The organism is Paracidovorax citrulli (assembly GCF_900100305.1).
GTDB lineage: Bacteria > Pseudomonadota > Gammaproteobacteria > Burkholderiales > Burkholderiaceae_C > Paracidovorax > Paracidovorax citrulli.
The window spans coordinates 18,184-44,980 of the sequence record NZ_FNEY01000024.1 but is presented as its reverse complement, the minus strand read 5'-3'; the positions used below and the strand labels follow the sequence as shown (position 1 = coordinate 44,980).

The following is a 26,797-nucleotide window of genomic DNA, read 5'->3' as shown; positions in this document are numbered from 1 at the left end:
GTTGCCGGCGACGAAAGACACAGCGATAAAAAAAGCCGGCGGCATCGCGCCGCCGGCCGCCGGGCGAAGTCCCGTTCAGGACTTCTTGCTGTCGCGCAGCTCGCGGCGCAGGATCTTGCCCACGGGTGTCTTGGGCAGTGATTCGCGGAACTCGATCACGCGCGGCTGCTTGTAGCCGGTGAGGTTGGACTTGCAGAACTCGCGCACCTGCGCTTCGGTCAATTCCTGGTTCTTCTTGACGATGACCAGCTTCACGGCCTCGCCGGTCTTCTCGTCGGGCACGCCCACCACGGCGCACTCCATCACGCCCGGCAGCGTGGCCACCACGTCTTCCACTTCGTTCGGGTAGACGTTGAAGCCGCTGACCAGCACCATGTCCTTCTTGCGGTCCACGATCTTGAAGAAGCCGCGCTCGTCCATGGTGCCGATGTCGCCGGTCTTGAAGTAGCCGTCCTCGGTCATGACCTTGGCCGTCTCGTCGGGGCGCTGCCAGTAGCCGGCCATGACCTGCGGGCCGTGGATGACGATCTCGCCGGTGCGGCCGGGTTCGGTCACCGTGCGGCCTTCGTCGTCGATGAGCTTCATGCGCGTGCTGGGCAGGGGCACGCCGATGGTGCCGGTGTATTCCTTCGTGGTGACGGGATTGCAGCTCGCCGAGGGGCTGGTCTCCGACAGGCCGTAGCCCTCGCAGATGGGGCAGCCGGTCTTCTCGAGCCACAGGCGCGCCACCGCGCTCTGCACGGCCATGCCGCCGCCGACGGACACCTTGAGATTCTTCCAGTCCACCGTGTTGAAGTCCGGATGGTTGGCCAGGCCGTTGAAGAGCGTGTTCACGGCCGGAAAGCTGTGGAAGGTGTGCTTGGAGAGTTCCTTGAGCACCGCGGCGAGGTCGCGCGGGTTGGGGATCAGGATGGTCTTGGCGCCGGTGCGCATGGCCAGCATCATGTTCGCGGTGAACGCGAAGATATGGTAGAGCGGCAGCGCGCACACGCTCGCGGGCTGGACGCCCTCCGGGATCTTGCGCATCGCGGGCTCGTTCCAGGCCTCCGACTGCAGCACGTTGGCGATGAGGTTGCGGTGCAGCAGCACGGCGCCCTTCGACACCCCGGTGGTGCCGCCCGTGTACTGCAGCAGCGCGACGTCGTCGGGCCGCAGGTCGGGCTTGGCCAGGCTGGCCCGCGCGCCGCGCGCCAGCGCGTCGTTGAACCGCACGGCCCCCTGCAGCGAGAAGGGCGGCACCATCTTCTTGACCTTGCGCACCACGTAGTTCACGAGCATGCCCTTGAGCAGGCCCAGCTGGTCGCCCATGGCGCACAGCACCACGTGCCGGACCTGCGTGGCGGCGATGCAGGCCTGCAGCGTCGCGGCGAAGTTCTCGATGATGATGATCGCCCGCGCACCCGAGTCCTTGAGCTGGTGCTCCAGTTCGCGCGGCGTGTAGAGCGGGTTCACGTTGACCACCACGAAACCCGCCCGCAGGATGGCGGCGACGGCGACCGGGTACTGGGGCACGTTGGGCATCATGACCGCCACGCGGTCGCCGCGGACGAGGCCCAGGCCCTGCAGGTAGGCGGCCAGGTGGCGGCTCTGCACTTCGGTGTCGGCAAAGCGGATGTCCTTGCCCATGAAACTGTAGGCCGTGCGGTCCGCGTGCTGCCGGAAGGCCTCCTCCATCAGGGCGACGAGCGACGGGTACTGCGTCGGGTCGATGTCGGCCGGCACCCCTTCGGGGTACGCGGCAAGCCACGGACGGTCGTTCATGCTGTATGTCTCCAGAACCTGCTGTTACAAAGGAACCCGCATTCTCGGGGTACCGGCCCCGGGCGCGTGTCTGGGCTTACCCTAGCGCCCGCCCCGCCGGGCCGTCACTGCGCGGGAGGAATCGCCGGCGAAATGGGGAACGGAGGGAAGACCATCCGCCCGTCCATCATCGACACGCTCAGGCGCGCCGCGTCTGCGAGTTTCTCGCTCCAGCGGAAGGCGGGCCGCCCGGCCACGAGGAACTCGTCGTTGGTGTGGGTGACGGGCCGCAGCAGGCTCTGGGCCGCGACCACGTCCACCGAGATGAAGCCGCCGCGGTTGTTCGCGTAGCGGTACATCACGTGCGAATAGGGCACCCCGGGGGCCATGCGCTGCTCCGCCATCCACCGGGACACCCCGGGGCGACTGAGCGCGAGGTAATTGCCCGTATCGGCGCGCCGGCGGTAGCGCAGGCAGTCGGCGCGGGCCGGGCTTGCGCGCGTGCGGTCCTCCACGAAGACGCCATCCTGCTGCGGGCAGGGCAGCGTCCACAGCGTGGTGTCGCGCGGGTAATTGGTGGCATTGGTCTGCACGAAGACCAGGGCCAGCAGCGGACGGTCCTTGCCGGGGCCGCGCAGGGCCATGATGGTGGTTTCCATCGGAAGGTCGTCGGCCGTGTCGTCGGGCAGCACGTCCACGACCATCGGCTTGCCGGGCTGCAGCACTTCCCAGTCGCCCGGGGGCAGTTCAACCTGGGCCCGGCCGACGTGCGGCAGCGACGGCTTCACCGGGGCGCAGGCCGCGAGGGTCAGCAGGACGGCCCCGGCGAGGGGAAGGCATAGACCCGCGCGCGCGGGCAGAAACGACAGGGGCGGCTTTTTCACGGAACTGGGCGCCTCGAAAGGAATGCGGAAGAACCCCGCGGACATCCGGCCGGGCCGCGACGAAGGGCGCGACCCGGCCGAAAGGCGGAGTGCGAGCTTAACCCGGACCCGCAGCCCCGCTCCCCGGTGCGTCAGTTCACCACCTGTGCCAGCGCGCCCGAGGCGTACAGGCCGGCCATCTCCTGCAGGGAGCGGCCCTTGATCTTCGCGCCCTGGCCTTCGCAGCCGAACTCGATGTAGCGCTGCTTGCAGATCTGCCTGGCGGCTTCGCGGGCAGGCTTGAGCCACTCGCGGGCGTCGAACTTGTCGGGGTTCTCGGCCAGGAACTTGCGCACGGCGCCGGTCATCGCCAGGCGGATGTCGGTGTCGATGTTGATCTTGCGCACGCCGTACTTGATGGCTTCCTGGATTTCCTTCACGGGCACGCCGTAGGTTTCCTTCATCTTGCCGCCGTACTGGTTGATGACGGCCAGCAGCTCCTGCGGCACGGAGGAGGAACCGTGCATCACCAGGTGGGTATTGGGGATGCGGGCGTGGATTTCCTTGACGCGGCTGATGGCCAGGATGTCGCCCGTGGGCGGGCGGCTGAACTTGTAGGCGCCGTGGCTGGTGCCGATGGCGATGGCCAGCGCGTCGAGCTGGGTGGCCTTGACGAACTGCGCGGCCTCTTCGGGATCGGTCAGCATCTGGCTGTGGTCCAGCTTGCCCTCGGCGCCGATGCCGTCTTCCTCGCCGGCATCGCCGGTTTCCAGGTTGCCCAGGCAGCCCAGTTCGCCTTCCACCGTCGCGCCGACCTTGTGGGCCATGGCCACGACCTTCTGCGTGACATCGACGTTGTAGTCGAACGACGACGGCGTCTTGCCGTCGGACATCAGGGAGCCGTCCATCATCACCGAGCCGAAGCCCAGGTCCAGCGCGCCCTGGCACACCTCGGGGCTGGTGCCGTGGTCCTGGTGCATCACCAGGGGAATGTGGGGGTACATCTCGGCGGCGGCCTGGATGAGGTGCTTGATGAAGGGCTCGCCGGCGTACTTGCGGGCGCCGGCGCTGGCCTGCAGGATCACCGGGGCGCCGACCTCGTCGGCCGCCGACATCACCGCCTGCACCTGCTCCAGGTTGTTGACGTTGAAGGCGGGGATGCCGTAGCGGTTTTCAGCGGCATGGTCGAGCATTTCGCGCATCGAGACGAGTGGCATGGGGTGGTTCCATTCAAGGGTGGGGATGGAGCGTCCGGCCCGTGCAGAGCGCACGGCGGGCCGGGGCATTCTCGGCGGGCCGGCGGTGGTAACCGCTTCGTAACCGGAACATTTTAGCCGGGGGCACCCGCCCCTGCGGCGGTGCGCAGTTCCACCCGGTAACACGTGGTGAAAGGCGCGGGCGCCGCGGCTTCGGCGAAGCGGCCGCCGTGCGCTTCGGCCACGCGGGCGATGATCTCGTGGCCCAGGTGCAGGCTGTCCACCGGCGCACGCGCGTTGCCGGCACCGCGTGCCCCTTCCAGGGCTCCCGGCACGGCGGTGGAAGCGTTTCCGGGTTCCGTGGCACGCCGGCCGTCGTCGCACACCTGCAGCCAGCCGCCGCCCGCGCCCAGGGGACCGGCCTGGATCTCCACGCGCGTGCCGGCCGGTGTGTGGCGCAGCGCGTTCTCCACCAGGTTGCGCAGCGCCATGTCGAGCAGCACGGCATTGCCGCGCACCGGCACCGGGACGTCGGCCGCCACCCCCAGCGCGGCGCCGTGCTGCCAGGCGGCCTGGGCGAAGTCGGCGGCCACGCTGCGCGCCAGCGCCGCCAGGTCCAGCTCCGCCTCCAGCTCGTGCAGCCGCGTGCGGCTGGCCCGGGCGAGCGCCAGCAGCTGGTTGAGCACATGGCCGGCGCGCAGTGCGTCCTGCCCGATGCGTGCGAGCGCCTCCGCCTGCGCCGGGCCGTCCAGGCCGCCGCCGAGCGCCCGGGCCTGCAGCACGATGGACGACAGCGGCGTGCGCAATTCGTGCGCCACTTCGTTGGCCAGGCGGCGCTCGCGCACCAGCGCCTCCTGCTGCCGGTCGAGCAGCGTGTTGATGGAGGCCACGACGGATTCGAACTCGCGCGGCGTCTCGCCGGTGGACAGACGCCCGGCGCCGGCCACGTCCAGCGCGGCCACGTCGTGCGACAGGGTGTAGAGCGGCCGCAGGCCGCGCCGCACCGCGAAGCCCAGCACCAGCATCACGACGGGCAGCAGCCACAGGCCGGGCTGCACCATCTGCGCGGCGATGTCCTCGGCGAGGTCGTCGCGTTCCTGCAGGTCGAGCAGCACGGCCACCTTGCGCGAGCGCGGACCGTCCCATTGCGAGAAGCTGCGCCAGGGCGTGGACTTCTGCCCAAGGTGCAGGGTGGCGAAGCCTTCGGGCACGTCGAAGGGCGGCAGCGGTGCCTCGCCGCTGTGCGAGAGCAGGCGGCCGGAAGCGTCCCACTGCACCACGTTGAGCGACTGCTGGTAATCGTGCGCCCGCAGCCAGGGCGTGGGGGCGCGCTGCGTGGCGTCGGCCGGGTCCACCGTCTCGCCGGGGCGCAGGTTGAGCAGCAGGGCCGCGACGCTGGCGAGGTGCCCGTCGGTGAGTTCGTCGGCCTCCTCGATGCCGGTGAGGTAGGCCACGCCGACGAAGGTGGCCCACACGACCAGCAGCGCGCCGAGCGTCCAGAGCACCAGGCGGCGCGTGAGGGAGGGGATGCGCGCGGCAGGGCGCTGCGGTGCGGAGGCCATGGCGCCGGTCACTCCCACGGAACGAAGTAGCCCACGCCGCGCATGGTCTGGATGCGCTCGCTGCCGAGCTTCTTGCGCAGGTGGTGGATGTGCACCTCGATGGCGTTGCTCTCCACGCCGCTCTGCCAGTTGTAGAGGCGCTCCTCGATCTGCTGGCGCGAGAGGACGCGCCCGCGGGCGTCGAGCAGCACCAGCAGCACGGAGAATTCGCGCGGCGACATCTCCACCAGTTGACCGGCCCGCCGCACGGTGCGCGCCGCCGGGTCCAGTTCGATGTCGTGCACGCGGATGACGGGCGAGGCGCGCCCCGCGGCGCGGCGCAGCAGGGCACGCAGCCGCGCCTCCAGTTCGTCCACGTCGAACGGCTTGGCCAGGTAGTCGTCCGCGCCCTGGTCCAGGCCGGCGATGCGCTGGTGGACCTGATCGCGCGCGGTCAGGATGAGCACCGGCGTGGCCGGGTCCGGCAGTCTGCCGGGCTGGCCGCCCGGCGCGGCGGGCGGCGCCGCACGCAGCCGCGTGAGCAGTTCGCCGCCGTCCCCGTCGGGCAGGCCCAGGTCCAGCAGGACGGCATCGAACCGTTCGGATCGCAGCGCGCTCCAGGCCGGGGCGATGCCGCCGCACACGTCCACGGCGTAGCCGCGCTGCTGCAGGTTGGCCCGCAGGCCCGCGGCGATGCCGTCATCGTCTTCGACTACGAGGATTCTCATGGCGCCGATTGTGGCGGTGCCCGCGGCGCGGCGCCATACGCGCGCGTGAGCATGACGGAAGCCACGGCCCCGGCCCCACGGAGGGGAGCGGGCCGTGGGGTCATTAAGACGGCGTTAATGCACGCTCCCTAAGGTCGCGCTCCATGTTTTCCGCGCACTCCTCCACCCCGCCGTCCGCAGCCACCGCCGCGGGGGCCGCAGGTTCGCCCTCCCGCCTCCAGGCCGGCACCCTCTTCTGCACCCTGGCCTGCCTGGGCCTCATCGCCGCCTGGGACGCCACCGCCTTCGATACCGCGCTCGCGCGCGTCTTCGGCAACGCCGGCGGGTTTCCGCTGCGCGACAACTGGTTCTTCGTGTCCGTGATGCACGAGGACGCGCGGCGCGCGGGCTGGGTGCTGATGGTGCTGCTGGCCGCCTCGGTCTGGTGGCCGGTGGGCTGGCTGCGCCGGCTCGCCACCGCGGACCGCATGCAGATGGCAGCCAGCGCCCTGCTCGCGCTCGCCGTGATCGCGGTCTTCAAGCGGGCCAGCGCCACCAGTTGTCCGTGGGATCTGGCCGAGTTCGGCGGCGTGGCCCGGTACGTCTCGCACTGGTCGCGCGGCATGTTCGACGGCGGTGGCGGCCATTGCTTTCCTGCCGGCCATGCCGCTGCCGGCTTCGCGTTCCTGGGAGGCTACTTTCCGCTGCGCCGATGCCTGCCGCGCGTGGCCCGCTGGTGGCTGGCCGCCTCCCTCGCCGCGGGCTTCACGCTCGGCCTGGCGCAGCAGGTGCGCGGTGCGCATTTCATGAGCCACACGCTGTGGACGGCCTGGCTGTGCTGGACCACGGGCTGGGCCTGCGATCTCGCGATGGCCGCGCTGCAGCGCCTGCGCCCCCTGCCGGGCGCCCCACTGCCCGACGGCATCGACACGGCCCGATGATGACCGGCCTCGACACCACCCTCTTCCTGGCGCTGAACGCCACGACCGCCACGCCGGCCGACGTCATCGCCGCCGCACGCTGGCTGTCGGAGGATCTGCCCGTATTCGCCGGCCTGTTGCTGCTGCTGGAACTCGCGCGCGGGCTGCCGGCCACGCGTCGTGCCGCCGCCTGCGGGCTGCTGTCGATGCTGCTCGCCTGGTGCGCCGTGCGCGGCTTCCGCGAGCTGGTGTACATCCCGCGCCCGGCGGAACTCGGCCTGGGTATGCAGTGGATCGAGCAGGGTACCCGCCCGGGCTTCCCGAGCATGCATGCGGCGGCGGCCTTCGCGCTGGCGCGCGGCTTCGTGCGGGGCCTGGGGCGCGGCACGCCGCCCCTCTGGCGGTGGCTGGCCTACGGGATCGCGGCCGCCATCGCCTGGAGCCGCCTGTGCCTGGGCGTGCACATGCCGTCGGACGTGGTGGCCGGCGCGCTGGTGGGCATGGCCTGCGCGTGGCCGGCCCACCGGATGCTGCGCGCGTGGATCAGCCGGCGCGGCAGATCTTCAGCATATTGGTTCCGCCGGGTGCGCCCATCGGCTCTCCGCAGGTGATCACGTAGAGATCGCCCTGCTGCACGATGTTGCGGCTCTTGAGGTGGCTTTCGGCCTGCTCCAGCGCCGTGTCGCGGTCCACGCTGGTATCCATCAGCAGGGGCCGCACGTTGCGGTACATGGCCATCTTGCGCTGGGTGGCGACTTTGGGCGTGAGCGCGTAGATGGGGATGTGGATGCGGTGGCGGCTCATCCAGAGCGCCGTGGAGCCGCTGTCCGTCAGGGCCACGAGGGCCTTGGCGCCCAGGTGGTGGGCGGTGAAGAGCGCGCCCATGGCGATGGACTGGTCGATGCGGCCCAGCGTCTGGCCCGTGAAATCCGAATCGCGCTCCGGATCCTCGGCGGCCTCGGCGGCGGCGCAGATCTTGGCCATTTCCTCCACCGTCTCCAGCGGATAGCGGCCGGCGGCCGTCTCGGCGCTGAGCATCACGGCGTCGGTACCGTCGAGCACCGCGTTGGCCACGTCGCTCACCTCGGCGCGCGTGGGCACCGGATTGGTGATCATGCTCTCCATCATCTGCGTGGCGGTGATGACGACCTTGTCCATGTCGCGCGCCATGCGGATCATCTTCTTCTGCAGCGCGGGCACGGCGGCATTGCCCACCTCCACGGCCAGGTCGCCGCGCGCGACCATGATGCCGTCGGACACGCGCAGGATCTCTTCCAGGCGCGGCACGGCCTCGGCGCGCTCGATCTTCGCGATCAGGCCCGGCTTGTGGCGGAACTCGGCGGCGGCCACGTTGCAGAGCTGCCGCGCCATTTCCATGTCGGTGGCGTTCTTGGGGAAGCTGACGGCCACGTAGTCGGCCTGGAAGCTCATGGCGGTCTTGATGTCCTCCATGTCCTTGGCCGTGAGCGCCGGCGCCGTGAGGCCCCCGCCCTGCTTGTTGATGCCCTTGTTGTTCGACAGCTCGCCGCCCACGCGCACAGTGGTGAGCACCTGCTCGCCGCGCACCGCGTTCACCGTGAGCACGATGAGGCCGTCGTTGAGCAGCAGCACGTCACCGGGCTTCACGTCGCGGGGCAGTTCCTTGTAGTCCAGGCCCACGCCGGCCACGTCGCCGGGCTCGGTGCGCGATGCATCGAGCACGAAGGCAGCGCCGGACTCCAGCCAGACCTTGCCCTCGGCGAACCTGCCCACGCGGATCTTGGGGCCCTGCAGGTCCGCCATGATCGCGACTTCGCGGCCGGCGCGCTGGGCCGCGGCCCGCACCTTCTCTGCCCGGTCGATGTGGTCCTGCGCCGTGCCGTGGCTGAAGTTGAGCCGCACCACGTTCACGCCCATGGCGATCATCCGCTCCAGCAGGACCGGATCGCTCGACGCGGGCCCCAGGGTGGCGACGATCTTGGTGGCTCGGCGGATGCGCATGGGGGTGGTCTCCTTGTGGACGGCGTTGGGATGTAATCGGGTTTCAATTCTGCATGAAAACCGGTTACAGCAAATTGGGACAGCCTCCGAACGTCCCAAACCACCAACAAAAAAGAACATCGCTCGACATGCCAAGAGGGCCTCACGTCCTGGAAAGCACCAGCCCTGCCGGCAGCCAGTCGCTCAGTGCGGACAAAAAGCGGTCCAGCCCGGCAGCCCCCCCCCCCCCCCCCCCCCCCCCCCCCCCCCCCCCCCCCCCCCCCCCCCCCCCCCCCCCCCCCCCCCCCCCCCCCCCCCGCGTCCAGGTACATGCGGGATGCAGATCGGTCAGGCGCCATGGAGGCTTCTGTTAGCTCCCATTGGGAGGGCCTGCGCTGCGGCGCCCGTCAGGCACGCATCAGCGCCTCGATCTCGTCCGCTTCCACCGGCACGTCGCGCGTGATCAGCTCGCAGCCGCTGTCCGTGACGATCGCGTCGTCCTCGATGCGGATGCCGATGTGGTGGAACGCCTCGGGCACGCCGGGAGCGGGGCGGATGTAGAGGCCCGGTTCGATGGTGAGGACCATGCCGGGGCGCAGGATGCGGCTGGGGCGGTTGGTGATGGTTTCGCCCGACAGCGGGTCCTTGCGCTCGCTGGTGTCGCCCACCTCCGACGGCTCCACGTAGCTGCCGCAGTCGTGAACATCCATCCCGAGCCAATGGCCGGTGCGGTGCATGTAGAACGGGAAATACGCGCGCTGCTCGATCACGTCCTGCGCGGAGCCGTACTTGCTCTTGTCGAGCAGGCCCAGGTCCAGCAGGCCCTGCGACAGCACGGCCACGGTGGCTTCGTGCGGGTCGTTGAAGCGCGCGCCCGCCTTCGTGGCGGCCACGGCCGCATGCTGGCTCGCGAGCACGAGGTCGTACACGTCGCGCTGCGGCCCCGTGAAGCGGCCGTCGGCCGGGAAGGTGCGCGTGATGTCGCTGGCATAGCCGTCCAGCTCGCAGCCGGCGTCGATCAGCACCAGCTCGCCCGCGCGCACGGGCGCAGCATCGGCGCGGTAGTGCAGCACGCAGGCATTGGCACCGGCAGCGACGATGGAGTTGTACGCCACCGCCTGCGAGCCGTGGCGGCGGAACTCGTGCAGCAGCTCGGCGTCGAGGTGGTATTCGCGCACGTCCTCGCCGGCGCGCAGCATGCGCGCGCTGCACTGCATGGCACGGATGTGGGCGCCTGCGCTGATGCGGGCGGCCCGGCGCATCACGTCCTGCTCGTGCGCGTCCTTCACCAGCCGCATCTCGTCGAGCAGGGTGCAGAGGTCTCCCTGCTGCGCCGGACAGAGCGCGCCGAAGCGCACGCGGGCGCGCACTTTCTGCAGCCAGCCGTCCACCCGTGCCGCCAGACCCTCGTGCGTGGCGAAGGGGAACCACACCCGCTCCCGGTTTTCGAGCAGCCGCGGCAGCAGCAGCTCCAGCTGCGCCGTCGAGTGCGCGGCGTCCACGCCCAGCGCCTCCACGGCCGCGTCGGGCCCCAGTCGGTAGCCGTCCCAGATCTCGCGCTCCAGGTCCTTGGGCTGGCAAAAGAGCGTGGAACGCCCTTCCGCGGTAAGCACCAGCCAGGCCTGGGGTTCGGTGAATCCGGTGAGGTAGTAGAAGTAGCTGTCGTGCCGGTAGAGGTAATCGGTGTCCCGGTTGCGCAGATGCTCGGGCGCCGTGGGGACGATGGCGATGCCGCCCTCGCCCAGCTGGGAGGCGAGGTGGGCGCGACGGCGGGCGTGGAGGGAGGAAAGGGCGGTCATCGTTCGGTCTGTCTGGTACTGGAATGCGGATCGGGATGCCGGCGGGGGCGTACCTCGCCCGGCCTTCGCACAGAACCGGGTTCTACCACCGACAGGGCGGCCCCTCCTCGGCGGGGCCATGTATAGGGTACGCCGGATTCCCGTACAGCCCGCGCACGGAACGCGGTTTTCAGCGATTCAACGCCGCCAGCCGCTCCGGCGTCCCCACGTCGGTCCACCGCCCGGTGTAGAGCGACGCCGTGACGCGCCCCTGGTCCATGGCACGACGCAGCAGCGGTGCGAGCGGCGCGGCCGCGCCGCCGGGATTGCCTGCGGGGATATCGCACCAGGGCTCGGCGAAGAGGTCCGCCCGCAGCAGCGCGAGCGTGCTGTAGGTGTAACGCGGCCCTGGATGATCCGCCGGGAGGTTGAGCGCGCGGCCGTCCGGCGAGAGGCCGAAATCGCCGCGCGGGTGGTGTGGCGGATTGGGCACGAGCCAGAGATGGGCCAGCGCCTCGCCAGCTTTGAAAGCCGCCGCATCCTCCGCCGCGAACCGGAAATCGGGTGCGAACACATCCCCCGCCGCCAGCCAGAACACGTCCCCCAGCTGCGGCAGGGCGCGGGCGATGCCACCCGCCGTCTCCAGCGCGGCACCGAAGTCGCGGCCTTCATGCGAGTACGCGATCGACAACGCCTCGCCCGCTGTCCCGTCGCCCGCGGTGAACCGGCCTCCGAACCGCTCGCCGATCTGCTCGCCCAGCCAGGCCGTGTTGACCACGGCCGAGCGCACGCCGGCCGCGATCAGGGCCTCCAGGTGCCACTGCAGCAGCGGGCGACCGCGCACGGCCAGCAGCGGCTTCGGGGTGGCGTCGGTCAGCGGGCGCATGCGTTCGCCCCGGCCGGCGGCCAGCAGCATGGCCGGCGGCTGCGGGGCCGTGGCGGAGAGGGGCGGAGCGGGAGATGTCGTCGGTGGAATCGTCATGCGGGAAACGGATCGTGAGGCAGGTCAGCGGCATCGTGGCGGCCATCGCCGGGCACGAGGGGCGCCCCGCGCCGCAGCGCGTGCCGCTGTACGCCGGCCGGCTCGAAAAGCGCCAGCAGCGCATCCATCAAGGCATGGGCCTGCGCGGAATGGTCGGCGCCGAAGTTGCACACGTACACGTCGAGCGTGACGGCGCGGCGCTCCGGCCAGGTGTGGATGCACAGGTGCGACTCCGCCAGCAGTACGGTGGCGGTGACGCCGCCCGGACCATGCGCGGTAGCGGGGAAGGAATGGAACAGCCGGCCCACCGCCTGCAGGCCGGCCGCACGCACGGCATCCAGGCAGGCCCGGCCCAGCGCATCGGCATCGAGCAGCCAGCGCGGCGCGCATCGGCAGCCATGGAGATCGGCGGTGAGGTGCAGGCCTTGCATGGCCCGCACTGTAGTGCAGGGCACGGCCATTCCATGGGCAAAGCAAGGGGTGGCCCGGTAAAATGCGCGGTTTTCCCCTCCCCAGCCCCTTCCGGAGCCGCCCCTGATGGCCAATTCTCAACAGATGGCGAATGCGATCCGCGCACTCGCAATGGATGCAGTTCAACAGGCCAATTCCGGCCATCCCGGTGCCCCGATGGGCATGGCCGACATGGCCGTCGCGCTGTGGTCCCGCCACCTCCGCCACAACCCCGCCAATCCGCAGTGGGCCGACCGCGACCGCTTCGTGCTCTCCAACGGCCACGGCTCCATGCTGCTGTACGCGCTGCTGCACCTCACGGGCTACGACCTGCCCATCGAGGAGCTGAAGAACTTCCGCCAGCTGCACAGCAAGACGGCCGGCCACCCCGAATACGGCATCACCCCCGGCGTCGAGACGACCACCGGCCCGCTGGGCCAGGGCATCACCAACGCCGTGGGCTTCGCGCTGGCCGAGAAGCTGCTGGCCCGCGAGTTCAACCGCAGGAACGGCGACGTGGACCACACCATCGTGGACCACCACACCTACGTGTTCCTCGGCGACGGCTGCCTGATGGAGGGCATCAGCCAGGAGGCGATCTCGCTGGCCGGCGCCTGGAAGCTGGGCAAGCTGATCGCGCTCTACGACGACAACGGCATCTCCATCGACGGCCAGGTCGCGCCCTGGTTCGTGGACGACACGCCGGGCCGCTTCCGCGCCAGCGGCTGGAACGTGATCGGACCGGTCGATGGCCACGACGTGGAGGCCGTGGCCGCCGCGGTGCAGAGCGCCAAGACCAGCATCGACAAGCCCACCCTGATCGTCTGCAAGACCGCCATCGGCAAGGGTTCGCCCAACCGCGCCGGCACCTCCAAGGCCCACGGCGAGCCGCTGGGCGCCGACGAGATCACCCTGACGCGCAACGCCATCGGCTGGAGCCACGTGCCCTTCGAGATCCCGGCCGAGGTCTATGCGGACTGGAACGCCAAGGACGCCGGCGCGCAGGCCGAGGCCGACTGGCAGCAGCGCTTCGACGCCTACGCCGCCGCGTATCCCGAACTGGCCGCCGAATTCCTGCGCCGCATGGCGGGCGACCTGCCCAGGCACTTCGCCCAGACCGCCGTGGACACCGTGGTGAACGCCCACACCAAGGCCGAGACCGTGGCCAGCCGCAAGGCCAGCCAGCTCGCGCTGGAAGCCTTCACGGCCGCGCTGCCCGAACTGCTCGGCGGCAGCGCCGACCTGACGGGCTCCAACCTCACCAACACCAAGAGCACGCCCGCGCTGCGCTTCGACGAGCAGGGCGACGTGGTGCAGGTGGAAGTCAACACCGGCGGCGCGGAAACCGCCAAGCTGGGCGGCCGCCACATCAACTACGGCGTGCGCGAGTTCGGCATGGCCGCGATCATGAACGGCATCGCGCTGCACGGCGGCTTCATCCCCTACGGCGGCACCTTCCTCACGTTCAGCGACTACAGCCGCAACGCCATCCGCATGGCCGCGCTCATGAAGCTGCGCGTGGTGCACGTGTTCACGCACGACTCCATCGGCCTGGGCGAAGACGGCCCCACCCACCAGTCGATCGAGCATGCCGCCAGCCTGCGACTGATCCCGGGCCTGGACGTCTGGCGCCCCGCCGACACGGCCGAGACCGCCGTGGCCTGGAGCGTGGCCCTGTCCAACCGCAACCGGCCCACCGCCCTGCTGCTGTCGCGCCAGAACCTGGCCTACGCGGCCAAGCGCGACCTGGGCGACATCTCGCGCGGCGCCTACGTGCTCTCCGAGCCGGCCGACGCGGGCATCAAGAAAAAGGCCCAGGCCGTGATCATCGCCACGGGCTCCGAAGTCCAGCTGGCCCTGGCCGCGCAGAAGCTGCTGGCCGAGAAGAAGATCGCCGTGCGCGTGGTCTCCATGCCCAGCACCACCACCTTCGACCGCGAGGATGCGAAGTACAAGGCCAGCGTGCTGCCGGCCGGCGTGCCGCGCATCGCCGTGGAGATGGGCGTGACCGACTTCTGGTGGAAGTACGGCTGCGCCGCCGTGGTCGGCATCGATACCTTCGGCGAATCGGCCCCGGCCCCGGTGCTGTTCAAGCACTTCGGCTTCACGCCGGAGAACGTGGCCGACTCCGTGATGGTGGCGATCGGCGCCGCGCGGCTGAAGAAGGCCCGCTGACACCGCGGCACGGCACCTCAGTCGATCCAGCGATGGCAACCAGCAGCAAAGTGAGCAAGGCTCTGGTATTCGTGGCGACGGGGGCGGTGGGTGCCGTGGTGCTGTTCTTCGCCCTGGCATGGGCCACATTCGACGTCAGCGACGTCAGGCGCGGATCGCTCACCTATCGCATCGCCGCCCCTGCATCGCTGAAGTCTGTGGAGCTGGTAGGAGAGTGCCGGGCCGCAACGGCCCGCTGGAAGGGGCGCGATGGAGAGGGGGCTCCCTTCAGTGTGGTTTCGTATGGAAGCTCACTTCCAAGCGAAGACATACTGGACTTCTATCGCGCCACCTTCACGAAGCAGCGGTGCCAGCCCGACCTGACGATCAACGCGTCGGAATCAAGAAATCTTCTTGCCATGGCCTGCAATCACCCGGATTTTGTATCGGTCAAGGTGGTGGTCGGAGCCACAGGCGCCTGCAAAGACGTCGATGTTGAGTTCATAGAGAGCTATTGAAACCAGCATACCGCCATGTTCGATCGCGTACATATCTTCAACGAATGGTGCCCATGGCGGCGGTAATCATGGCGGGCACCTACGCTTATAACGAACTCTCTCAACTTTCTCCAGAGGAGCTTTTCTTCTGGATAGGTATAGACCAGACCCTGGATCAGCTGGGCGGCGTGGATATTGCTGCTGCAGCGGCCATCCTCTCGGGGCAGCCCATACTGCCAACGCGCGGCAAGTTCGGAGGTGCCACGCAGGGAACATCCGTGGCTTCCGTCATATCGAGAAGATTACTCCAGCACCGTTTGCCATTCGCACTGCCAACAATTACAGGAGCCAGCCTGACCACGCTCAAAATAACGTTCACCAAAAACCTGGGGGCCTTCGTGGGCCGTCTGGTTCCCGGTGTCGGCTGGACTATATTGGCATATGACGTTTTTCAGATCGTCAACAAGATGATAACGACCTACAACGCTCTCGCAAGGGAGGAAGACCGCCTATGGTAAGCTCCTCCGACCTGTGGGAACAATTGGTCCAGCTTGCGTCGAACATCGACTCGGTAGGCTTGCGCCAGTTGGGGCGCCGTATTACCTACACCAGGGACACTGAATTGGTGAAAGACCTGGGGCTTACGGGGGATGATGCATTCCAATTCATGGAAGATTTTGCATCCAGATTCAATGTCATGACAGGAGATTATCGCTCCGAAGATTACTTTGAACCCGAAGGCCTCTGGCTTCTTTCTGCTTTCAGAAAAAAGAAAGCCACCACCCCGGTGACGCTGGGCATGCTTCTCCTGGCGGCACGCGACGGGATCTGGGATAAGAATCGGCTCGAGCAGGCGTACTACCGGAAAGAATACGACTGAGCTTCATCCCTCCTGCAGAAATACATCACCGCGGAATTCATTGTTTCCATCCTTTCTTTCACTTCCATAAAGGACTACCCATGACCATCAAGATCGGTATCAACGGCTTCGGCCGCATCGGCCGCAACGTGCTGCGCTCGGCCGTGCAGAACTTCAGCGACATCGAAGTCGTGGGCATCAACGACCTGCTGGAGCCCGACTACCTGGCCTACATGCTGCAGTACGACTCGGTGCACGGCCGCTTCGAGGGCACCGTGTCGGTCGAGGGCAATACGCTGGTGGTGAACGGCAAGAAGATCCGCCTGACGCAGGAACGCGATCCGGCCAACCTGAAGTGGGGCGAGATCGGCGCCGAGGTGGTGATCGAGTCCACGGGTCTGTTCCTCGACAAGACGACGGCCCAGAAGCACCTGGACGCGGGCGCGAAGAAGGTCGTGCTGTCGGCGCCTTCCAAGGACGACACGCCGATGTTCGTCTATGGCGTGAACCACGACACGTACGCCGGCCAGGCCATCATCTCCAACGCCTCGTGCACCACGAACTGCCTGGCCCCCGTGGCCAAGGTGCTCAACGACAAGTGGGGCATCAAGCGCGGCCTGATGACCACGGTGCACGCCGCCACGGCCACGCAGAAGACGGTGGACGGCCCCTCCAACAAGGACTGGCGCGGCGGCCGCGGCATCCTGGAGAACATCATCCCCTCCTCCACCGGCGCCGCCAAGGCCGTGGGCGTGGTGATTCCCGCGCTGAACAAGAAGCTGACCGGCATGTCCTTCCGCGTGCCCACCTCCGACGTGTCGGTGGTGGACCTGACGGTGGAGCTGGAGAAGGCCGCCACGTACGAAGAGATCAAGGCCGAGATGAAGGCCCAGTCCGAAGGCGCACTGAAGGGCGTGCTGGGCTACACGGAAGACAAGGTGGTCGCCACCGACTTCCGCGGTGACGCACGCACCTCCATCTTCGACGCCGATGCCGGCATCGCGCTGGACGGCACCTTCGTGAAGGTCGTCTCCTGGTACGACAACGAGTGGGGTTACTCCAACAAGTGCCTGGAAATGGTGCGCGTGGTCGCGGGCAAGTAAGCCGCTACCCATGCCGGGCCGCCGCGAGGCGGTTCAGGCGCGATCGAAGCCCGGGGCCTGCGGCCGCCGGGCTTTTTCATGGGCGCTCGTGCCCGCCGCCCTCCGCCCATGGCAACGTGCTACGGACTGCGTGGAGCGTCGGCCGGCACCCGAGGCACCATCAGCCACCGTCCCGCCAGCGTGCAGGCCGCCGCGGCGCCCCAGACCGCCCCCCAGCCCCAGGGAGCCAGCAAATGGGGGATGAGCAACGGCACCAGGAAGCACACGATGAATACGCTGGTGTTGGCCATGCCCAGCGCCGTGCCCGCGCGGCCGGCGCCCACCCGCACCACCAGTTCCGTGTACGCCACGCCGTGCCAGGCCGACACGCACAGTCCGCAGGCCGCCAGCAACGCCAGCAGCACCCCTTGCATGCTCCGTGCCGATCCCTCCGCGCTCCATCCGGCCAGCACCGCCATGGCGGCGAACAGCAGGGCAGCGAGTGCGCAGCAGGCCCGCAGATAGGCAGGCCGATTGCGGCGACGGTCGGTCCAGCGCCCGCTCCACACGCGCAGCGCCATGGCGCCGACCTGAACGGCCGCCATGGTCGCGGTGGTGGCCTCCAGCCCGGCTCGCACGAAGTCGTGCAGGAACACGGTACCGAACGACAGCACCGCGAACTGCGGCGCGCATGACAGGCCGATGCCCGCGGCCAGGCGCCAGGCACGTGCATCGCGCAGCGGCCCTCCCGGGTCCATGGCGGGCGCGGCGGCAACGCCATGTGCCACCTGCCCGGGCTCGCGCACCCAGGCAGCCGCCATGAGGGCCGCCAGCAGGGACAGCGCCGCCAACACCCCGTACACGGCGGCGAAACCGCCGTGCAATGCCAGCGCGGGCAGCAGCAGCGCGCCGATCGCGCCGCCGAGCGGTACGGATGTCTGGCGGATGCTCATGGCCAGGCCCCGCTCGCCCTCGGCGAACCATTGCATGATGGCCCGGCCGCTGGCGCCATTGACGCTGCCCCCCAGCAGGCCGACCAGCACCAGTCCGCCCGCGAGCAGCCCCCGCGCCGGCACATGCCCGGCCGACGGCACGGCCCAGAAGGCCATGGCTGCCAGGGCCAGCGCGGTGCCTGCCAGCCCTGCCAGCAGCACGGGCCGGTCGCCCCAGCGGTCGGTGAGCATGCCCCACGGCATTTCGCTCACGGCGATGCCCAGCCCCATGAGGCCCAGCATCAGCCCGAGGACGGCGGCATCGAGCTGGTAGCTGCTGCGCATCATCACGGCGGTCATGGGGATGCCGCTGAAGGCGACGGAAAACGCCGCGTTGGCGCACACCCCGGCCGCCAGCACTTTCCAGCGGTGGCGGGAACGGGAGGTACCGGGGACGGGAGGCCGTGCGGCACAGGCCGCGGACATCGAAGTGCAGGTCGTCATGCGGCGCAGTGTCCGCGCCCGCGACCATTCTGAAAATCAGAAAATAATGGCGCCATCATCCTGATTTTCAGGACGGTTCCACCCAGGAAGCCCACATCATGGCCCGCACCCTCTACGACCTCGACGTGCTGCGCACCTTCACCACCGGCGTGGCACTCGGAAGCTTCGTGCGCGCCGCGGACAGGCTGGGGCGCTCCACTTCGGCGGTGAGCGCGCAATTGAAGAAGCTGGAATCGCAGGCGGGCACGCCCCTGCTGCGCAAGTCCGGCCGCGGCCTGGTGCTCACCGAGGCCGGCGAAATCCTGCTGGCCTATGCCCACCGCCTGCTCGACCTGAACGACGAAGCCGCCGCCGCCGTGAGCGGCAGCCCGCTGCACGGGCTGGTCCGCCTGGGCCTGCAGGAAGATCTGGGTGAGACGCTGCTGCCCGGGGTGCTGGGGCGTTTCGCGCGGGCGCATCCGCAGGTGCGTATCGAGGTCTGCGCGGCCCGCAGCACCGAACTGCGCGAGCGGTTCGCCGTGGGCCAGCTGGACCTGGCACTGCTTTGGGATGCGGGCATCGATCTGTCGTGCATGCGGGCCGAGCGGATCATTCGCCAGCCCCTGCACTGGATCGGCCCGGCCGGCGCGGACACGCTGGACGAAGCCCCCTGGTGGCAGGGCCGGCATGCGCTCACGCCATCGAGCCGGCCGCCGCTGCCGCTGGTGCTGCTCGAAGACCCCTGCCCCCTGCGGCGCATCGTCACGACCGCGCTGGATCACGCGGGCCTGCCCTGGCGCCACGCCTTCCACAGCAGCAGCCTGGGCGCGATGTGGGCGGCGACGGCGGCGGGGCTGGGGCTTTCCGTGCGCACGTCCTTCGGCCTTCCGGCGCACGTCAGGCCCCTGTCGGCCTCGGCCTGCGGACTGCCCGAGCTCCCGTCCATGGAGCTGGTGCTGGGACGCGCCCGGGACCCGCTGGATGCCGCCTCGGAGCGGCTGGCCGCGTTGCTGCTGGATGCCGTGCGGGAGCACATGGGCTTTTCCGGCAAGGGCGGCATCGTGCCGGCCGCCTGACGTTCCGGCGACCGGGCCTGTAACCGTAAGAAACGGCCCACGGCGCCTGCTGCGCTGCACCTACGCGGCCGGCCGGGGCGGCTGCCAACAATCGGAAACCTTCCTTACCGTCGCGCTCACCGCCTCCGGTATTCGCACCCATTCAAAGGAGTTCCGCCATGCAGACTGCCACCTTCTTTCGCACCGCCACGGCCGTTCTGGCTCTGGGAGCGCTCGCGGCATGCTCGTCCACGCCGCCACCCACCGACCAGATGGCCGTGACCCGCACCACGGTCAACCGCGTGGCCGGCGAGCCGCAGGTCACGGCCAATGCGCCCGTGGAGCTGCAGCGGGCCCGCGACAAGCTGGCGGCCGCCGAGAAGGCCATGGCCGACAAGCAGTACGACATGGCCCGCCGCTACGCCGCAGAAGCCGAAGCGGATGCCCGCATCGCGGAGACCAAGGCCGAAGCCGCCAACAACGCCGCCACGCTGCAGCAGGTGCGCACCAGCATCCAGTCGCTCCAGTCGGAAATCACCCGGCGCGATCCCGCGCCCGCGGCCGCCCCCGGCGCGGCCGCCGTGCCCGCCCCGATGCCTGCGCCCATGACCGCGCCTGCGGTTGCGCCCCGGCCGGCCGCCACCCCGACCGCCGTGCCCGGCATGCCGGTGCCCCCCAACCCGGTCCCCGCCCGCTGAGCCCGACCGAACGAACGACCACCCGACAGGGAGAACCACACCATGCGCCATACCCTTCGCCGCTCCACCGCCCTCGCCGCCGCGCTCGTTGCCTCAGGCCTCCTGGCCGCCTGCGCGACGCGCGCGCCACTCGATTCGGTCGAAACCGCCCGCATCGCCGTCAACCGTGCGGCCAATGACCCGGCCGTCGTGCAGAACGCACCGCTGGAACTGAAGGCCGCCACCGATACGCTCGCCCGTGCGGACCGTGTCTGGAGCGACAAGAACGACGCCGCCGAGGCCAACCACCTCGCCTATCTCGCCACGCAGCGCGCCGATATCGCCTCCAACGTGGCCCGCTCGCGGGTGCTGGACGCCGACATCAAGAAGGCGGGCGCCGATGCCGAGCGCCTGCGCCTGACCAGCGAAGCCGACCGGGCCCGCATGCAGGCCGAGGCCAACGCCCGCAGCGCCCAGCAGGCACAACTGCAGGCCGCGAGCGCCGAACAGCGTGCCGCCGACAATGCCGCCCGCGTCCGTGCGCTGGAAGCGCAACTGCGCGACATCGAGGCGCAGCAGACCGAGCGCGGCCTGCTGGTAACGCTGGGCGACGTGCTGTTCGCCTTCAACAAGGCCGAACTGTCCGCCCAGGCCGGGCCGCGGCTGGACAAGCTGGCGAACTTCCTGCGCCAGTTCCCGGACCGCAAGCTCATCATCGAAGGCCATACCGACAGCGTGGGCGGCGACGCCTACAACCAGAGCCTGTCGGAGCGCCGTGCGCAGGCCGTGCAGAGCGCGCTGGTGCAGCGCGGCGTCGCACCGGACCGCATCACCGCCCGCGGATACGGCAAGACCTACCCGGTGGCCGACAACAGTTCGCCCGAAGGCCGCGCCATGAACCGGCGCGTGGAAATCGTCATCGCCGACGAGAAGGGCAATCTGCGGGGCCGCTGATCCCCAGGCCCAGGCCCTGACCGCGCCCGCGCCGGCAGGGCCTTTTTGCCGCGCGGCGCGGCTCTGTCCGATACTGCATCCCATGACCGCCCAAGACGTCCTCCATTTCTGGTTCGATGCAACCACGCCCGAGCAATGGTTCCGCAAGGACGATGCCTTCGACGAGGCCATCCGCGAGCGCTTCGCAACCCTGCACCGCCGGGCGTCGCTGGGCGAGCTGTGGGAATGGCGCACGGATGCGGAAGGGCGCCTGGCCGAGGTGATCGTGCTCGACCAGTTCTCGCGCAACCTGCTGCGCGGGCAGGCGGCGTCGTTCGCCCAGGACGGCATGGCCCTGGCGCTCGCGCAGGAAGCCATCGCTCAGGGCCTGGACGCCGAACTGCCGCCGCCCCGGCGCGCATTCCTGTACATGCCGTTCATGCACAGCGAGTCGGCGCGCATCCAGGCGGAATCCGTGCGGCTCTTCACCGCACTGGGGCAGCCGAACAACCTGGACTACGCGCTGCAGCACCAGGCGATCGTGGACCGCTTCGGCCGGTTCCCGCACCGCAACGCAGTGCTGGGCCGCGAAACCACGCCGGAGGAGGCGCTGTTCCTGCAGCAGCCAGGCAGCTCCTTCTGACGAGCTCCTTCTGACGCTCCGGCCCCGCGTGGCACCGGAGCCCATCGGAGCAAAGGCATGCGCTCCGCATGGGCTTTGGGCATGCCGGGCCCAGGACACTGTAAATTAATACAGTGTCCACCCTGTCCAAGCTCGCCATCCTCGCAGACGCCGCCAAGTACGACGCATCGTGCGCCTCCAGCGGCACGTCGGCACGCAACTCCGTGGGCGGCAAGGGCATCGGATCGACCGAGGGCATGGGCATCTGCCACAGCTATGCGCCCGATGGGCGCTGCATCTCGCTGCTCAAGATCCTGCTCACCAATTACTGCCAGTACGACTGCCTGTATTGCGTGAACCGCGTCAGCAGCAACGTGCCCCGCGCCCGCTTCTCGGTGCAGGAGGTGGTGGATCTCACGCTGGACTTCTACCGGCGCAACTGCATCGAAGGGCTGTTCCTCTCCAGCGGCATCATCCAGAACCCCGACTACACCATGGAGCGGGTGGTCGAGGTGGCCCGGGCACTGCGCGAGGACCACGACTTCCGCGGCTACATCCACCTCAAGACGATTCCGGACGCCGCCCCCGAGCTGCTGGAGCGCGCGGGCCGCTACGCCGACCGGCTGAGCATCAACATCGAGCTGCCCACCTCGCAGGGCCTGGCAGCGCTGGCGCCCGAGAAGGACGGCGCCGCCATCCAGCGCTCCATGGGCCGCATGGCGGTGCACATCGACGAAGCACGGCAGGCGCGGGCGCAGCAGCAGGGGCGGCGCGCCGGCACGGAGCGCATCGTCTCCCTGCCCGGCCGCGCCCGGCGGGCCGAAGCGCCGCGCTTCGCGCCCGGCGGGCAGAGCACGCAGATGATCGTGGGCGCGGACGGCGCGGACGACCGCACCATCCTGGCCACGAGCGCACGGCTCTACGGAGGCTTCGGCCTGCGCCGCGTGTACTACTCCGCCTTCAGCCCCATTCCCGACGCCCCGCGCGCCCTGCCCCTGGCCGCGCCGCCGCTGGTGCGCGAGCACCGGCTCTACCAGGCCGACTGGCTCATGCGGTTCTACGGGTTCACCCACGACGAGATCGTCCCGCCCGCGCCGCGCGGCGACGGCACGGGCGGGATGCTGTCGCTGGACATGGATCCCAAGCTCGCCTGGGCCGTGGCGCACCCGGAGCATTTCCCCGTGGACCTGAACACCGCGGCGCGCGAGCGGCTGCTGCGCGTGCCCGGCCTGGGGGTGCGCACGGTGGAGCGCCTGCTGGCCGCCCGCCGCGTGCGCCGGCTGGGCCATGCCGACCTGGGCCGGCTGCACGTGCCCCTGTCCCGCGTGCTGCCCTTCGTCTGCGTGGCAGACCATCGCCCCGCCGAGCGGCTGCGCGACCCGGCACGCCTGCGCGCCTGGCTGTCGCCGCAGCCGTCGCAGGCCCGCCTGTTCGCATGACCGCCGTCGGCACCGCGCACCGCACCGTCGTCCTGCAGCATCCTGCCGACTGGCAGGGGTTCCGGGCGGGCGCACGCGCCTGCCTGCATGCCGGGATGGCGCCGGAACAGGTGGCCTGGCAGGTCGTCGGCGCGGTGGAAGACGATCTCTTCGGCACTGCCGATGCCCGGCACGCAGCCGGCGGCGCGCATGGCGCCGCGCCACCCTCCGGCCCGGAAGGCGCAGGGGGGCCGGCCGGCACGCCCGTGCATGTGCCGCGGGCCTTCGTGGCGCTGTGCGAGAGCGCCTGCCTGCACCGCGATCCGGCCCGCTTCGCCCTGCTCTACCGCGCGCTCTGGCGCATGGCGCACGAAGCGGCGTTGCGCCACGACCCGCTGGACGCGGACATCGCGCGCGTGCAGCGCATGGCCGCCGCCGTGCGGCGGGACATGCACAAGATGCGGGCCTTCGTGCGCTTCCGCCCGGTGGACGATGGCGGCGCCGGGCCGCTGCACGTGGCCTGGTTCGAGCCGGACCATTTCATCGTGCGGGCCAATGCCGCCTTCTTCGTGCAGCGCTTCACGCAGATGCGATGGGCACTGCTCACGCCCGAATGCAGCCTGCACTGGGACGGCACCGCGCTGAAGACCGGGCCGGGTGCCACGCGCGCGGATGCCCCGCCCCCCGATGCCGGCGAAGCGCTCTGGCTGACCTACTACCGGCACACCTTCAACCCCGCGCGCCTCAAGCTGGACATGATGCGGCGCGAGATGCCGGTGCGCTACTGGAAGAATCTGCCGGAGGCCGCGCTGATCGGCGAGTTGGCGCAGGGCGCGGCCGAGCGCAGCGGGCGGATGGTCGAGGCGCCGGCCACGGTGCCCCGCCGGCGCATCGCGCAGGGCCGCGCCCTTACTCCGTGACGGTGCGGATGGTTTCGCGCCCGTTCTTGTCCTTCAGCCGGCCGAGGTCGGTATCGATGGCACGGGCCAGCTTGTCCACGGCCGCCGTGAAGGCATCGGCGACCTTGTCGGCGTCGGCGTTCACGGCGATCGGCTGCCGGCCGGCGAGCCGCGCCTCGGCCACGCAGCGCTTGTCGCCTCCGCCGGACTTGCCGGCATCGAGGTCCGACAGATGCACTTCCACCCGGGTCAGATGGTCCCGGAAACGCGCCAGCCGGCTGGCGGTTTCGGTCTGGACCCACTGGACGAGCGACTCGCCGCCCTGGATGTGTTCGTCGTACTGGACCTGTACTTGCATGGATGCCTCCTCGGTGGGAACGAAAAAAGGTGCTGTCACAAGGAGAGTCGCGGCGCAGGCCGGAAATGCAAGAGCCGCCCGGCACGGCTGTGCTTCCAAAGGTGACGAAACGCGCAGTCGCACGCACGTTCGCCGCCTGCGTGAACCGTGGGAACAGGGAGAGAGGCGCAGGCACGCGGGCGGCGGGTTCCTACAGCAGAGTCGCGCGGGATGGGCTAAAAATTCCCCATGCTTGATGTTCCCCCTTTCCGCGGGCCGCCACCCGCGCGGCGTGCCACGGCACTCCCGGCCGCCCAGCGGCTCAAGATCGGGCTGTCGGCCTGCTTCTCGCATGCCGACCCGGCCCGGTCGCTGTTCACCAACAAGACGCTGCAGTACGTCGAACAATCCATCGCGCACTGGATCATGTCGGCCGGCGCCATGGTCGTCATGGTGCCGTGCCCCACGGGCGAAACGGCCCGGGGCGACGTGACCCTGGCCCACTACGCCGAATGGCTGGACGGTGTCGTGATGCATGGCGGCGCCGATGTGTGGCCCGGCAGCTATGGCGAGGTGCCGCTGAAGGATGCCTGGCTCGGCGATCGCATCCGCGACCTGTACGACCTGGCCGTGGTGGAAGCCTTCGAGCAGGCGGGCAAGCCCATCTTCGGCGTGTGCCGGGGGCTGCAGCTCATCAACGTGGCCTTCGGCGGCACGCTCTACCAGGACATCGAGACCCAGCACCCGGGTGCCCAGCAGCACCGCAACGCGGTCACCTACGACCAGCACTTCCACGAGGTGGAGATCGTGCCAGGCACGCGGCTGTCGCAGCTGTATCCCCAGCAGCCGCGCATGGTGGTCAACAGCATCCACCACCAGGGCATCAAGAACCTGGCGCCCGGCTTCGAGATCGAGGCCTGGAGCCATCCCGACGGCGTGCCCGAGGCGATCCGCCGCAACGCCCACTCCGGGCGCGGCTACATCGCCGCGACGCAGTGGCATCCGGAATTCTTCAAGCCGGGCGCCTCGCAGACCATGGACGACGCGCCCATCCTGCATGACTTCCTGGCGGCCTGCATCCGTGCGAAATCGCGACCCGCGCCCGGGCACAGCCCCTTCCGGATCCGCGACCGCGCGGCCCGGCTGCTGCGCCAGGCCCTGCTTCGGCGCTAGCCGCAACCGGGCCGTTGCAGCTCGGCAGTAGTGCGGGCCGATGGCTGCGGCCAGTGCTTGCTCTGGAATTCCACTTATACGCGGGCATTCCCATCGCCCTTAACATGCTGTACAACAGCACGACAGAGGTGGCTTGATCCACCCGGGCTTCCCGCGGGAAGCCGCTTTTCTTTTTAGAGGCAGGGGCAAAAACGCCACGGACGGCGGCGAGCGGTACCGACCGCAGCTTCCGCACCGGTTTTTTTCTGTGGAGGAGAAAGCGATGGAAGCGACATCCAACCATTTGGCACCGCGGCGGGGCCGGATTGCCGGGCGCAAGGCACGCACCCTGGCCACTGCAGGCGTGCTGGCGCTGGCCGCGGGCGCCGCGCCGCTCGGGGCCGCCACCCTGTCCGGCGTGCTCGGCGCGCGCATGATGCTCACGTCCGGCTGCGTGATCAACGGCGGCCCGGGGACTGTATCGGGCGCGGATTTCGGCACACTGGACTTCGGATCCCGGCCGGCGACCTTCGTGGGCACGGCCACCGCCACGGCCAGCGGCGGAGAAGGCGGCGCGGGCGCCACCCAGATCGTGTGCTCGCCCGAGATCACCGCGTTCAGCATCACGATCGACAGCGGCACGCATGCCGGACAAGGCGCCGGCATCGGCACGGGCACGCGCGCGATGTCCAACGGCAGCGCCTTCCTTCCCTACGACGTGTACCGCGATCCGGGCCATACGGTGCCCTATACGGCGGCCACGGCCGTCACAGGCATCGCCGTGCCGTCGGCGGGCAACCCGTTCACCCTGCCCATCTATGGCCTGGTGAACAAAACCAACGCGGTGGCGCTGCCCGCGGGCCTCTACACCGACCAGCTGCAGGTCACGCTGACCTTCTGAATCAGGGAGCGCCGGAGCCTCCGGCGGCGAGGGAGATCTTTCGATGCCACATGCCATCCGCCCCGCGGCGTGGAGCGGGCGGGCCGCCGCCTGGCCGGCAGGACCGCTGCTGAGCCTGGCCACGCTGCTGCCGCTGTCCGCGGTACCCGCCACGATCCCGACCACGGCCACCCTGTCGGTGAACGCCGCCATCGTGCGCGGCTGCCTGGTGTCGGGCGCTCCCGGGCAGGTCACGGGCGTGAATTTCGGCACGATCGATTTCGGCACGCACTCCGCCGTCCGCACGGGCAGCGAGATGCGGCTCGCCGGCTCCGGTGCCGGCGGGCAGGCGTTGATCCAGTGCACCCCGGGCACGGCCGTGCAGGTGGCGGCGGATGCCGGGCAGAACGCGCAGGGCAGCCAGCGCAGGCTCTCCAACAACGCGGGCGCCTATGTGCCCTACGCGCTGGCACTGGCCACGGGCCCCGCCACGGCGCTCGTCCCGAACGTGCCCGCCGGCCTCACGCTCGGCGCCAGCGCCGCCGCCCTGCCGGTCCAGGGCACGGCCACGTTCCCAGGGTTCGGCCTGCCGGCGGGCGTCTATACCGATACGGTACAGGTGACGCTGTCATGGTAGGGGCCTGTCCGCCTTCCCTCCTGCGCTGCCCGGACCGCAGGGCC

At 69.8% G+C, this 26,797-nt stretch carries 27 protein-coding genes; 16 read left to right on the top strand and 11 right to left on the bottom strand.

Features of this window, described 5'->3' with window-relative positions:
• Positions 1 to 75: 75 nt before the first annotated feature.
• The 5 genes from BLR99_RS15855 to BLR99_RS15835 all read right to left on the bottom strand — a co-directional run bounded on the left by BLR99_RS15855 (position 76) and on the right by BLR99_RS15835 (position 6,068).
• Entirely contained in the window at positions 76 to 1,761 is a 1,686-nt protein-coding gene (locus BLR99_RS15855; RefSeq protein WP_011797579.1) for a long-chain-fatty-acid--CoA ligase, read from the bottom strand.
• A gap of 104 nt (positions 1,762 to 1,865) precedes the next feature.
• The gene (locus tag BLR99_RS15850) at positions 1,866 to 2,624 is read right to left on the bottom strand and encodes a hypothetical protein (protein WP_228193940.1); all 759 of its coding nucleotides are present in this window, start codon (positions 2,622 to 2,624) and stop codon (positions 1,866 to 1,868) included.
• Positions 2,625 to 2,755: 131 nt separating this feature from the next.
• Positions 2,756 to 3,820 carry a class II fructose-bisphosphate aldolase gene (gene fba, locus BLR99_RS15845; protein WP_011797581.1) on the bottom strand — a complete coding sequence of 355 codons (1,065 nt, stop codon included), beginning with the start codon at positions 3,818 to 3,820 and terminating at the stop codon, positions 2,756 to 2,758.
• A gap of 113 nt (positions 3,821 to 3,933) precedes the next feature.
• Positions 3,934 to 5,361, bottom strand: coding sequence for a histidine kinase dimerization/phospho-acceptor domain-containing protein (locus tag BLR99_RS15840; RefSeq protein ID WP_011797582.1), 1,428 nt, complete (start codon positions 5,359 to 5,361; stop codon positions 3,934 to 3,936).
• 8 nt (positions 5,362 to 5,369) lie between these two features.
• Positions 5,370 to 6,068 carry a response regulator transcription factor gene (locus BLR99_RS15835; protein ID WP_011797583.1) on the bottom strand — a complete coding sequence of 233 codons (699 nt, stop codon included), beginning with the start codon at positions 6,066 to 6,068 and terminating at the stop codon, positions 5,370 to 5,372.
• A 143-nt stretch (positions 6,069 to 6,211) separates the two neighbouring features.
• Between BLR99_RS15835 and BLR99_RS15830 the strand changes: the two genes are divergently transcribed.
• Together BLR99_RS15830 and BLR99_RS15825 are read left to right on the top strand one after the other, a co-directional pair.
• Complete coding sequence (locus tag BLR99_RS15830) at positions 6,212 to 6,988, top strand: phosphatase PAP2 family protein (RefSeq protein ID WP_011797584.1); 777 nt, start codon at positions 6,212 to 6,214, stop codon at positions 6,986 to 6,988.
• Positions 6,988 to 7,578 carry a phosphatase PAP2 family protein gene (locus BLR99_RS15825; RefSeq protein WP_041827634.1) on the top strand — a complete coding sequence of 197 codons (591 nt, stop codon included), beginning with the start codon at positions 6,988 to 6,990 and terminating at the stop codon, positions 7,576 to 7,578. Before BLR99_RS15830 ends, BLR99_RS15825 begins: the two co-directional genes overlap by 1 nt.
• Here the strand turns inward: BLR99_RS15825 and pyk are convergent.
• The 4 genes from pyk to BLR99_RS15805 form a co-directional block, all read right to left on the bottom strand.
• Positions 7,511 to 8,947, bottom strand: coding sequence for a pyruvate kinase (gene pyk / locus BLR99_RS15820; RefSeq protein WP_017438928.1), 1,437 nt, complete (start codon positions 8,945 to 8,947; stop codon positions 7,511 to 7,513). The genes BLR99_RS15825 and pyk overlap by 68 nt on opposite strands.
• 386 nt (positions 8,948 to 9,333) lie before the next feature.
• On the bottom strand, positions 9,334 to 10,725 hold the full coding sequence (locus BLR99_RS15815) for an aminopeptidase P N-terminal domain-containing protein (protein WP_011797587.1): 1,392 nt from the start codon (positions 10,723 to 10,725) through the stop codon (positions 9,334 to 9,336).
• 169 nt (positions 10,726 to 10,894) lie between these two features.
• Positions 10,895 to 11,686 (bottom strand): nucleotidyltransferase family protein, encoded by a 792-nt coding sequence (locus BLR99_RS15810; protein WP_011797588.1) that lies wholly within the window; start codon positions 11,684 to 11,686, stop codon positions 10,895 to 10,897.
• A complete protein-coding gene (locus BLR99_RS15805; RefSeq protein WP_046060736.1) occupies positions 11,683 to 12,117 on the bottom strand; it encodes an S-adenosylmethionine decarboxylase family protein in 435 nt (144 codons plus the stop codon). Before BLR99_RS15805 ends, BLR99_RS15810 begins: the two co-directional genes overlap by 4 nt.
• 106 nt (positions 12,118 to 12,223) lie before the next feature.
• Between BLR99_RS15805 and tkt the strand changes: the two genes are divergently transcribed.
• From tkt to gap, 5 genes are all read left to right on the top strand, one after another.
• Positions 12,224 to 14,311: a transketolase gene (gene tkt / locus BLR99_RS15800; protein ID WP_011797590.1), complete on the top strand. Its 2,088-nt coding sequence runs from the start codon at positions 12,224 to 12,226 to the stop codon at positions 14,309 to 14,311.
• A gap of 32 nt (positions 14,312 to 14,343) precedes the next feature.
• Positions 14,344 to 14,808 carry a hypothetical protein gene (locus BLR99_RS15795; RefSeq protein ID WP_017438392.1) on the top strand — a complete coding sequence of 155 codons (465 nt, stop codon included), beginning with the start codon at positions 14,344 to 14,346 and terminating at the stop codon, positions 14,806 to 14,808.
• A gap of 68 nt (positions 14,809 to 14,876) precedes the next feature.
• Positions 14,877 to 15,305: an STM2901 family protein gene (locus tag BLR99_RS15790; protein WP_116212608.1), complete on the top strand. Its 429-nt coding sequence runs from the start codon at positions 14,877 to 14,879 to the stop codon at positions 15,303 to 15,305.
• Positions 15,299 to 15,667 (top strand): DUF1493 family protein, encoded by a 369-nt coding sequence (locus tag BLR99_RS15785; RefSeq protein WP_011797592.1) that lies wholly within the window; start codon positions 15,299 to 15,301, stop codon positions 15,665 to 15,667. Before BLR99_RS15790 ends, BLR99_RS15785 begins: the two co-directional genes overlap by 7 nt.
• Before the next feature lie 80 nt (positions 15,668 to 15,747).
• The gene (gene gap, locus BLR99_RS15780) at positions 15,748 to 16,749 is read left to right on the top strand and encodes a type I glyceraldehyde-3-phosphate dehydrogenase (RefSeq protein WP_011797593.1); all 1,002 of its coding nucleotides are present in this window, start codon (positions 15,748 to 15,750) and stop codon (positions 16,747 to 16,749) included.
• Positions 16,750 to 16,868: 119 nt separating this feature from the next.
• Here the strand turns inward: gap and BLR99_RS15775 are convergent, their stop codons facing one another.
• Positions 16,869 to 18,164, bottom strand: coding sequence for an MFS transporter (locus BLR99_RS15775; protein WP_011797594.1), 1,296 nt, complete (start codon positions 18,162 to 18,164; stop codon positions 16,869 to 16,871).
• 98 nt (positions 18,165 to 18,262) lie between these two features.
• Between BLR99_RS15775 and BLR99_RS15770 the strand changes: the two genes are divergently transcribed.
• From BLR99_RS15770 to BLR99_RS15745, 6 genes are all read left to right on the top strand, one after another.
• Complete coding sequence (locus BLR99_RS15770) at positions 18,263 to 19,219, top strand: LysR substrate-binding domain-containing protein (protein WP_017438394.1); 957 nt, start codon at positions 18,263 to 18,265, stop codon at positions 19,217 to 19,219.
• Between the two features lie 158 nt (positions 19,220 to 19,377).
• Positions 19,378 to 19,896 carry a DUF4398 domain-containing protein gene (locus BLR99_RS15765; protein WP_011797596.1) on the top strand — a complete coding sequence of 173 codons (519 nt, stop codon included), beginning with the start codon at positions 19,378 to 19,380 and terminating at the stop codon, positions 19,894 to 19,896.
• A 42-nt stretch (positions 19,897 to 19,938) separates the two neighbouring features.
• Positions 19,939 to 20,829: an OmpA family protein gene (locus BLR99_RS15760; protein WP_011797597.1), complete on the top strand. Its 891-nt coding sequence runs from the start codon at positions 19,939 to 19,941 to the stop codon at positions 20,827 to 20,829.
• 82 nt (positions 20,830 to 20,911) lie between these two features.
• Positions 20,912 to 21,451, top strand: a complete 540-nt coding sequence (locus BLR99_RS15755) for a DUF924 family protein (protein ID WP_011797598.1) — start codon at positions 20,912 to 20,914, stop codon at positions 21,449 to 21,451.
• Positions 21,452 to 21,564: 113 nt separating this feature from the next.
• Complete coding sequence (locus BLR99_RS15750) at positions 21,565 to 22,869, top strand: putative DNA modification/repair radical SAM protein (RefSeq protein WP_011797599.1); 1,305 nt, start codon at positions 21,565 to 21,567, stop codon at positions 22,867 to 22,869.
• Positions 22,866 to 23,768 (top strand): TIGR03915 family putative DNA repair protein, encoded by a 903-nt coding sequence (locus BLR99_RS15745; RefSeq protein WP_011797600.1) that lies wholly within the window; start codon positions 22,866 to 22,868, stop codon positions 23,766 to 23,768. The genes BLR99_RS15750 and BLR99_RS15745 overlap by 4 nt, the downstream gene beginning before the upstream one ends.
• Here BLR99_RS15745 and BLR99_RS15740 read toward each other — a convergent pair.
• Positions 23,758 to 24,105: an HPF/RaiA family ribosome-associated protein gene (locus tag BLR99_RS15740; protein WP_011797601.1), complete on the bottom strand. Its 348-nt coding sequence runs from the start codon at positions 24,103 to 24,105 to the stop codon at positions 23,758 to 23,760. The two genes, BLR99_RS15745 and BLR99_RS15740, sit on opposite strands and share 11 nt — an antisense overlap.
• A gap of 228 nt (positions 24,106 to 24,333) precedes the next feature.
• On the opposite strand from BLR99_RS15740, the gene BLR99_RS15735 reads away from it, so the two are divergent.
• The 3 genes from BLR99_RS15735 to BLR99_RS15725 all read left to right on the top strand — a co-directional run bounded on the left by BLR99_RS15735 (position 24,334) and on the right by BLR99_RS15725 (position 26,753).
• Positions 24,334 to 25,257 carry a gamma-glutamyl-gamma-aminobutyrate hydrolase family protein gene (locus tag BLR99_RS15735; RefSeq protein ID WP_011797602.1) on the top strand — a complete coding sequence of 308 codons (924 nt, stop codon included), beginning with the start codon at positions 24,334 to 24,336 and terminating at the stop codon, positions 25,255 to 25,257.
• A 262-nt stretch (positions 25,258 to 25,519) separates the two neighbouring features.
• Positions 25,520 to 26,137 carry a Csu type fimbrial protein gene (locus tag BLR99_RS15730; protein WP_011797603.1) on the top strand — a complete coding sequence of 206 codons (618 nt, stop codon included), beginning with the start codon at positions 25,520 to 25,522 and terminating at the stop codon, positions 26,135 to 26,137.
• A gap of 43 nt (positions 26,138 to 26,180) precedes the next feature.
• Positions 26,181 to 26,753, top strand: a complete 573-nt coding sequence (locus tag BLR99_RS15725) for a spore coat protein U domain-containing protein (protein ID WP_011797604.1) — start codon at positions 26,181 to 26,183, stop codon at positions 26,751 to 26,753.
• Positions 26,754 to 26,797 lie beyond the last annotated feature (44 nt).

Bases quoted from the DNA above. Each gene is read 5' to 3' on its own strand.
- BLR99_RS15855 (WP_011797579.1), bottom strand. From the start codon at position 1,761: ATGAACGACCGTCCGTGGCTTGCCGCGTACCCCGAAGGGGTGCCGGCC.
- fba (WP_011797581.1), bottom strand. From the start codon at position 3,820: ATGCCACTCGTCTCGATGCGCGAAATGCTCGACCATGCCGCTGAAAAC.
- BLR99_RS15840 (WP_011797582.1), bottom strand. From the start codon at position 5,361: ATGGCCTCCGCACCGCAGCGCCCTGCCGCGCGCATCCCCTCCCTCACG.
- BLR99_RS15835 (WP_011797583.1), bottom strand. From the start codon at position 6,068: ATGAGAATCCTCGTAGTCGAAGACGATGACGGCATCGCCGCGGGCCTG.
- BLR99_RS15830 (WP_011797584.1), top strand. From the start codon at position 6,212: ATGTTTTCCGCGCACTCCTCCACCCCGCCGTCCGCAGCCACCGCCGCG.
- BLR99_RS15825 (WP_041827634.1), top strand. From the start codon at position 6,988: ATGACCGGCCTCGACACCACCCTCTTCCTGGCGCTGAACGCCACGACC.
- pyk (WP_017438928.1), bottom strand. From the start codon at position 8,947: ATGCGCATCCGCCGAGCCACCAAGATCGTCGCCACCCTGGGGCCCGCG.
- BLR99_RS15815 (WP_011797587.1), bottom strand. From the start codon at position 10,725: ATGACCGCCCTTTCCTCCCTCCACGCCCGCCGTCGCGCCCACCTCGCC.
- BLR99_RS15810 (WP_011797588.1), bottom strand. From the start codon at position 11,686: ATGACGATTCCACCGACGACATCTCCCGCTCCGCCCCTCTCCGCCACG.
- BLR99_RS15805 (WP_046060736.1), bottom strand. From the start codon at position 12,117: ATGCAAGGCCTGCACCTCACCGCCGATCTCCATGGCTGCCGATGCGCG.
- tkt (WP_011797590.1), top strand. From the start codon at position 12,224: ATGGCCAATTCTCAACAGATGGCGAATGCGATCCGCGCACTCGCAATG.
- BLR99_RS15795 (WP_017438392.1), top strand. From the start codon at position 14,344: ATGGCAACCAGCAGCAAAGTGAGCAAGGCTCTGGTATTCGTGGCGACG.
- BLR99_RS15790 (WP_116212608.1), top strand. From the start codon at position 14,877: ATGGCGGGCACCTACGCTTATAACGAACTCTCTCAACTTTCTCCAGAG.
- BLR99_RS15785 (WP_011797592.1), top strand. From the start codon at position 15,299: ATGGTAAGCTCCTCCGACCTGTGGGAACAATTGGTCCAGCTTGCGTCG.
- gap (WP_011797593.1), top strand. From the start codon at position 15,748: ATGACCATCAAGATCGGTATCAACGGCTTCGGCCGCATCGGCCGCAAC.
- BLR99_RS15775 (WP_011797594.1), bottom strand. From the start codon at position 18,164: ATGACGACCTGCACTTCGATGTCCGCGGCCTGTGCCGCACGGCCTCCC.
- BLR99_RS15770 (WP_017438394.1), top strand. From the start codon at position 18,263: ATGGCCCGCACCCTCTACGACCTCGACGTGCTGCGCACCTTCACCACC.
- BLR99_RS15765 (WP_011797596.1), top strand. From the start codon at position 19,378: ATGCAGACTGCCACCTTCTTTCGCACCGCCACGGCCGTTCTGGCTCTG.
- BLR99_RS15760 (WP_011797597.1), top strand. From the start codon at position 19,939: ATGCGCCATACCCTTCGCCGCTCCACCGCCCTCGCCGCCGCGCTCGTT.
- BLR99_RS15755 (WP_011797598.1), top strand. From the start codon at position 20,912: ATGACCGCCCAAGACGTCCTCCATTTCTGGTTCGATGCAACCACGCCC.
- BLR99_RS15745 (WP_011797600.1), top strand. From the start codon at position 22,866: ATGACCGCCGTCGGCACCGCGCACCGCACCGTCGTCCTGCAGCATCCT.
- BLR99_RS15740 (WP_011797601.1), bottom strand. From the start codon at position 24,105: ATGCAAGTACAGGTCCAGTACGACGAACACATCCAGGGCGGCGAGTCG.
- BLR99_RS15735 (WP_011797602.1), top strand. From the start codon at position 24,334: ATGCTTGATGTTCCCCCTTTCCGCGGGCCGCCACCCGCGCGGCGTGCC.
- BLR99_RS15730 (WP_011797603.1), top strand. From the start codon at position 25,520: ATGGAAGCGACATCCAACCATTTGGCACCGCGGCGGGGCCGGATTGCC.
- BLR99_RS15725 (WP_011797604.1), top strand. From the start codon at position 26,181: ATGCCACATGCCATCCGCCCCGCGGCGTGGAGCGGGCGGGCCGCCGCC.